This window comes from Brevundimonas sp. P7753, assembly GCF_013386595.1.
In the GTDB taxonomy this organism is placed as follows: Bacteria; Pseudomonadota; Alphaproteobacteria; order Caulobacterales; family Caulobacteraceae; genus Brevundimonas; species Brevundimonas bullata.
This window is the reverse complement of record NZ_JACARP010000108.1, coordinates 1-6,076: the sequence shown is the minus strand read 5'-3', so window position 1 is coordinate 6,076 and position 6,076 is coordinate 1. Positions and strand designations below refer to the sequence as shown.

The 6,076-nt window shown below is 62.7% G+C and carries 7 protein-coding genes and 1 pseudogene; 5 read left to right on the top strand and 3 right to left on the bottom strand.

The features are described from left to right. Positions 1-357, top strand: a pseudogene (locus HX774_RS16940) (capsid portal protein); the annotation flags it as partial. A 553-nt stretch (positions 358-910) separates the two neighbouring features. On the opposite strand, the gene HX774_RS16935 reads toward HX774_RS16940, so the two are convergent. Next, entirely contained in the window at positions 911-1,750 is an 840-nt protein-coding gene (locus HX774_RS16935) for a hypothetical protein (protein WP_178828652.1), read from the bottom strand. A gap of 220 nt (positions 1,751-1,970) precedes the next feature. Here HX774_RS16935 and HX774_RS16930 point away from each other — a divergent pair, with 220 nt between their 5' ends. Next, the gene (locus tag HX774_RS16930; RefSeq protein ID WP_178828651.1) at positions 1,971-2,774 is read left to right on the top strand and encodes a DNA adenine methylase; all 804 of its coding nucleotides are present in this window, start codon (positions 1,971-1,973) and stop codon (positions 2,772-2,774) included. A 21-nt stretch (positions 2,775-2,795) separates the two neighbouring features. Here the strand turns inward: HX774_RS16930 and HX774_RS16925 are convergent, their stop codons facing one another. Both HX774_RS16925 and HX774_RS16920 read right to left on the bottom strand, forming a co-directional pair. After that, positions 2,796-3,077, bottom strand: coding sequence for a BrnA antitoxin family protein (locus tag HX774_RS16925; RefSeq protein ID WP_178828650.1), 282 nt, complete (start codon positions 3,075-3,077; stop codon positions 2,796-2,798). Next, positions 3,028-3,315 (bottom strand): BrnT family toxin, encoded by a 288-nt coding sequence (locus tag HX774_RS16920; protein ID WP_178828649.1) that lies wholly within the window; start codon positions 3,313-3,315, stop codon positions 3,028-3,030. Before HX774_RS16920 ends, HX774_RS16925 begins: the two co-directional genes overlap by 50 nt. A gap of 306 nt (positions 3,316-3,621) precedes the next feature. Between HX774_RS16920 and HX774_RS16915 the strand changes: the two genes are divergently transcribed. The 3 genes from HX774_RS16915 to HX774_RS16905 all read left to right on the top strand — a co-directional run bounded on the left by HX774_RS16915 (position 3,622) and on the right by HX774_RS16905 (position 6,074). Beyond that, positions 3,622-4,008, top strand: coding sequence for a LexA family transcriptional regulator (locus HX774_RS16915; protein WP_178828648.1), 387 nt, complete (start codon positions 3,622-3,624; stop codon positions 4,006-4,008). Next, positions 4,005-5,267 carry a Y-family DNA polymerase gene (locus HX774_RS16910; protein WP_178828647.1) on the top strand — a complete coding sequence of 421 codons (1,263 nt, stop codon included), beginning with the start codon at positions 4,005-4,007 and terminating at the stop codon, positions 5,265-5,267. Before HX774_RS16915 ends, HX774_RS16910 begins: the two co-directional genes overlap by 4 nt. An 84-nt stretch (positions 5,268-5,351) precedes the next feature. Beyond that, entirely contained in the window at positions 5,352-6,074 is a 723-nt protein-coding gene (locus HX774_RS16905; RefSeq protein ID WP_178828646.1) for an SOS response-associated peptidase, read from the top strand. Positions 6,075-6,076 lie beyond the last annotated feature (2 nt).

Here is a 6,076-nt window from a genome sequence, read left to right as displayed (position 1 = left end):
GGTCCTCACCGGATGGCTACTGTCCACCTGCCCAATGGCAAGAAGGATGCGATCCAGATCCTGCACCCGGGCGAGGCGTCGGCGAAGGATGAGTTCGTCGGGATCAAGAACACGACCCGCGACGACGTCCTGGCCGCGCACCGTGTCCCGCCCCAGCTGCTGGGCGTCGTGCCGGCGAACGCCGGCGGGTTCGGCGACGTCGAGAAGGCGGACGAGGTCTTCTATCGCAACGAGATCCAGCCCCTGCAGCAGAGGTTCATGGCGATCAACGATTGGCTGGGGGTGGAGGTGGTGCGGTTCAAGCCCCGCGAGACCTCCAAGGCCGCTTTGACCACAAAATCTCCCCCTGCGCTTTGAGGGTAGCGTGCTGCGGCTGGCTGAGACCGGTCTCTATATTGTCGAGGCCGCGCACTATCACATACATCGCAGCGCCTGTCGTCAAAGTGCTGGCTACCAAATCCCCACTTTGCGCAAACACCACCCACGCTGCAGCTGCAACGCCAAACATGATTTCAGCTAGACCATAACCCACGCGCTGGCGCCGTCTAAGTTGCCAAAGGGCCCAACTGCTCCAAGAGATCATAATCACCACGGAAGTGAGCCTTCCCGCTAGGGAGTCTGTAGATGTCCTGCCAAGGATGTGCATGAGGTAGGCAAGCCACAAAAGGCAGGAGACTGTCGCCGTAGCAGCAATCGCGAGCACGCCTCGCCATGTTTTCTGAGGCGGAGCGGTAATGGCAACGCTCGTTAAATATCCACACGCAAAGCATAGGAATCCGAACAGTAGATCCTGCACATTTGGAGGGATGGTCATCTACTTGGGTTCCTTCGTCTGGCGCGCCCGAATTAGAGATGTGCTCTAGGGTTGGGTGGGTGTGATAATCTAGCCGGGGCTGGTGGATGCATGACCTTAGAAGGAGAAATGCGCCAAGCTGATCAGAGATAGAAAGGCAAAGATCGCAGGCGGTACGATGCGCATCAAATCAACGGCTCTCTCGAGATCGCGATAGCCCCGACGTGTGGCCGGGTCTTGCTGACGAAGTTTTTGAAACTCTTCGTCGGCCCGCTGCTCTGTTTGGTACAGCGCCGTCGATACGCTGTCTTCCATCTGCCAAGGTTCCCCCGATATTAGCCGGCTATACCTTTCCGTCGTCGTAGAAACCTCGCGTTCAGCGTCTTCTACGGCGCGATGTGCGTTGTTGACCTCTGCCTCCATCATTGTGGTGGAAAAGCCACCAGTGAGGCCGTCTTGATTGGCAACAGTGTCGTTAGCCATGAACCCATGATACCGATCCATCGCTCTCTCTGCCGCAAAGTTAGCTTCGGCGAGGCGGATGTGAGCTGTATTTGCTCGTTCGCGAGTAGATTCGATAGCTTGGTGGCGGTGCTTCTCTAGCGCTGTCCGCGCTTCTGCCGCCAAGTTTGCAGCACGCGCTAGTTCGTCAGCGCGTCTATATGCAAGGCGCTCTCCAAGCACGATGTCGTAGGTTCGCCAGAGCTGGGCGCACAGAAGAAGATACTGAAAAAGCAGGTACACGACGCCGGAGGCAACAGTCTGAATCAATAGCCAAGAGGGCAGGGTGATGATTCGCACCAGGCTTTTGAGCGCTTCCGCATCGTATAGATCGAAGCTCAGTAAAAATGCACAGGCACCAAAAATATAGAGCCATTTCCGGACCTTCATTACGCGCGAGTAGGGACCGTCGGCGGCGGTGTGGTCGTCGTCTCCGAACGCAGCAACAATCGACAATTGGATCTCCTGATGTTGTCAGATCCGCCCGGCACAACAGGCCGGGCTGAGAGTTACGCGTTCACTGTGAAATGTGGGGCCTAGCCGCCGCTTTGGAAGCGGGGGTCGGGCGTTGAAGCGCCCGAGCCGCCGAGCCTGAACTCAGCACGTCAGGGGGTGCACACCCCTTTCGCCCCGCCACCGGCCAGACCGGCGTTGGGCACTAGTCGTTGAGTCGCTTATGTTTTCAACCTCACATACCCCTGTTTCGACCGTTCGCCCTGTAGCGCCTTGGATCGGGGGCAAGCGCAACCTGGCGCGCAGGCTGTGTGCCCTGATCGAGGCCACGCCTCACGATCTCTATGCCGAGCCATTCGTCGGCATGGGTGGTGTGTTCTTCCGCCGTCGGCGTCGCCCGAAGTGCGAGATGATCAACGACTACTCGGGCGAAGTCGCCAACCTGTTTCGCTGCATGCGGGCGCACGCTGGGCCGCTGACCGAACTGACAGCCTGGACGTTCAGCAGCCGCGACGAGTTCGACCGGCTTCGCCGAGTCGATCCCACGACATTGACGGACCTGCAGCGCGCGGCCCGGTTCATCTTCCTGCAGCGCCTGGCGTTCGGCGGGAAGGTGAGGGGGCAGAGCTTCGGCGTCAGGACGGATGGCCCGGCGCGCTATCGCTCCAGCCAGGTCAGCGAAGACCTGCTGGCGGCCGCGCGGCGGTTAGAGGCGGTGACGATTGAGAACCTGGACTGGTCAGCCTTCGTCGCCCGATATGATCGGCCAGGCGCGCTGTTCTACATGGACCCACCCTATTTCGCCTGCGAGGGCGACTACGGCGACGGCCTGTTTAACCGCGACCAGTTCGGCGCCATGGCCGAGCAGCTGGCCGGATTGAAGGGGCGGTTCATCCTGTCGCTGAATGACAGGCCTGAGGTGCGTGAGATCTTCGCGGCCTTCGACATTGAGGAGGTCAGTACACACTATGGCCTAGCCGGGCGAGGGTCCCAGGTAGCGCGAGAGGTCATCATCACCGGGCGATAGGCAAGTGAAAGGCGGCGCAGGTTAGACCTGTGCCGCCTTTTTCAGGGCTTCGTTCATCCGGCCTTGCCACCCAGGGCCGCCGGCACGAAACCGTTCAACGATGTCCTGGTCGAGCCTTAGCGTGACCTGGATTTTGGGGCGTTCCAGCTTTGGACGCCCGCGCTTTGTAAGCGTGCCTGAGGCGGGTCTGACGACCTTGCCCGCACGTCGGATCTCGGCTCTTTCAAAGACCTCATCGGTCCATTCCGGAGCGTCATCCGGATCGATCCACGGTTGCGTGGTATTTTCCTTTCTCTCGGTCATTGCACTTTCTCATCGAAATGATGCGATGCGCTCCGTCCCGTAATGTCCAAACGATCATGACGATGTCGCCTCGAAAAGGCCCCATCGTTTGCCAGCGTTGCTCGCCGTATTCTTTTCGGTCGTCGAGGGCTTCTAGGAGCGGCTCGTCGCTGAAGAGAACTTCGCCTGCGTCGGCGAAATCTAAGCCTCGATGTTCGAGGGTCTCGGCTCTCTTCTGTTCATCATAGGAAATCAGCATGGGTAGTTAATCCTAGTGTCGGGCGGGTTTTGTCAGTCATTTGAGATTTTCCATTTTCATTTTTCATTGCGCCTCAGGATGGCCTGAGGGAGTTTTAATGTAGTGCCAAAAATCCTTCGCGTCAATAATTTTTGTAGTGCCAATTATCAGCTGCAGCACCTTCTCCACAGTCACGCGGACGTTGTGGAACAAATGCAGAACAAATAGCTTGAGCCCAGCAGGCCCGGCGCCGTAGAGCGGCGTCGGGTCGGTCGGCTGGTCTGGAGCTGCACCGTGTGCGCTGAGAATAGAGTTTTGGTCCCTTTGATGGGGCGGTCGCTGTGTGCCGGCTTTCCATCGCCGGCGGACGACTATGTCGAGGAGGCGCTGGATCCCGCGCGCCTGATCATCACCAATCCGGCCTCGACCTTCATGTGGCAGATCACGGGCAGCAGTCTGATCAGCAAGGGCGTCAATGACGGCGACTATGCCGTTGTCGACCGCTCGCTGACGCCAAAGGCCGGCGACGTCGTCGTGGCCGTTATCGACGGCCTGCCCAGCGCCAAGCACGTCGTGCGGTTGCGCGGCGGTCGTCTGGCCCTGGACTACGCCAACCCAGCGATGGGGCCGCTGATCCTGGACGAGGCGAGCGAGGCGATGATCTGGGGCGTCATCACCTGGACGCTGACGCCGCACCGACCGGCGCCGAGATGAGCGGGCGGGTTTATGCCCTGTCGGACGGCAACAGCTTCTACTGCAGCTGCGAGCGGGTCTTCGATCCGAGCCTTGAGCATCGGCCGGTCATCGTCCTGTCGAACAATGACGGGTGCGCCGTCGCCCTGACGCCCGAGGCGAAGGCGCTGGGCATCAAGATGGGCGCGCCCTGGTTCCAGATCCGCGAGCAGTGCGAGGCCCAGGGCATCGTCGCCCGATCCTCGAATTACGTCCTCTATGGCGACATGAGCCGGCGGGTGAATGAGATCTATCGCCTGTATGCGGCTGAGGTGGAGGTCTACTCCATCGACGAGTCGTTCCTGGACTTCAGCGACGCGCCGAACCCGGCGGCGCTGGCGCGCGAGATGCGGGCGACCGTGCGGCGGTGGACCGGGATTCCGACGCGCGTGGGGCTCGGCCCGACCAGGGTTCTGGCCAAGGCGGCGAACCAGCTAGCCAAGAAACGGCCCGAGCTCGAGGGCGTGTGCGATCTGACGACCGCTGAGGCGCGGGACCGGCTGTTGCCGCTGCTGGAGATCGAGGACGTGTGGGGCGTCGGTCGCGCCTCGGCCGCGAAGTTGATGGCCGCCGGCGTGAAGACCGCTGCAGATCTGCGCGCCATGGATCCGCGCACGGCGCGCTCGATGCTGACCGTGGTCGGCGAGCGCCTGGTGCGTGAGATGAACGGCGTGCTGTGCCAGGAACTCGAGCTCGAGCCGCCGGTGCGCCAGGGCATCGCCGTGACCCGATCCTTCGGCCGACCGATCACCGCCTTGCCTGACATGCTGCAGGCGACCGCCTTCTACGCCACCAGGGCAGGGGAGAAGCTGCGCCGGCACGGCGTGGTCGCGTCGCATATCCGGGTCTTCATGCACACGAGCCGTTTCGCGGACGGGCCGTCGCGATCCGTGTCCGGCCTGGCCCGGATGGTGGAGGCGACGTCCGACACGCTCGAGCTCGTGCGCGCGGCGTCGGAGGCGACGCGCCGGCTGTGGGCGCCAGGCTTTCGCTACGCGAAGGCGGGCGTGATGCTGGATGACCTGGTCACGCCTGATCTCGCGCCGCGGACGCTGATCGACCGGCCTGACCCCAGGCGTGAGGCGCTGATGGGCGCCATGGATGACCTGAACCGCCGCTTCGGTCGAGGTGCGCTATTCCCTGCCCAGGCCGGGATCGACCGGCGCTGGTCGATCAAGGCTGACATGCGCAGCCCAGCCTATACGACCCGACTGTCTGAGACGCCGGTCGCGGCTGCTTGAGTAGAGCGGCGCGTATTGCCGGGCCACCGCTCTGTCGGCCGGCACCGACTCCACAAGCGCGGGTATGCGTGAGAGGTTCCGCCCATGTGCAACCTCTACTCCGAGACCAAGGGCCAAGAGGCGATCCGCAGGGCGGCGCGGGCCATGCGCGATCTGACTGGCAATCTCGCGCCGCTGCCCGGGATCTTCCCGGACTACGAAGCGCCGATCGTTAGGACGGGTGACGATGGGGTGCGTGAGCTCGCGATGGCGCGGTGGGGCATGCCGACGTCGCCCCGGGCGCAGTTTGAGGCGGCGAGCCGCCGCGCGGACAAGATGCGCGCCAAGGGGCAGGCCGTCGACTTCGACCAGCTGCTGAAGGCTGAGCCGGACAAGGGGACGACGAACATCCGCAATACGACAAGCCGGCATTGGGCGCCGCACCTGGCGCCGCCCAGCCGTTGTCTCGTCCCGTTCACCAGCTTCAGCGAGTTCAACCGCGACGCCGGCGGCGATATCTGGTTCGCCCAGGACGAAGATCGGCCGCTGGCCTTCTTCGCTGGCCTATGGATGCGGGCCTGGACCGGGGTGCGCAAGATCAAGACGGGGCCGGAGACCATCGACCTGTTCGGGTTCCTGACCTGCGAGCCGAACGCGGAGGTCGGCGCCATCCATCCGAAGGCGATGCCCGTCATCCTGACCGACCCGGCGGAGCTTGAGACCTGGATGCACGCGCCATGGGCCGAGGCACAGGCGTTGCAGCGTCCGCTCCCAGACGGCGCGCTGCGCATCGTCGCGCGGGGCGGGAAGGGCGATCCACCCCCCTGAAC

Bases quoted from the DNA above. Each gene is read 5' to 3' on its own strand.
- HX774_RS16930 (WP_178828651.1), top strand. From the start codon at position 1,971: ATGTTTTCAACCTCACATACCCCTGTTTCGACCGTTCGCCCTGTAGCG.
- HX774_RS16925 (WP_178828650.1), bottom strand. From the start codon at position 3,077: ATGACCGAGAGAAAGGAAAATACCACGCAACCGTGGATCGATCCGGAT.
- HX774_RS16920 (WP_178828649.1), bottom strand. From the start codon at position 3,315: ATGCTGATTTCCTATGATGAACAGAAGAGAGCCGAGACCCTCGAACAT.
- HX774_RS16915 (WP_178828648.1), top strand. From the start codon at position 3,622: ATGGGGCGGTCGCTGTGTGCCGGCTTTCCATCGCCGGCGGACGACTAT.
- HX774_RS16910 (WP_178828647.1), top strand. From the start codon at position 4,005: ATGAGCGGGCGGGTTTATGCCCTGTCGGACGGCAACAGCTTCTACTGC.
- HX774_RS16905 (WP_178828646.1), top strand. From the start codon at position 5,352: ATGTGCAACCTCTACTCCGAGACCAAGGGCCAAGAGGCGATCCGCAGG.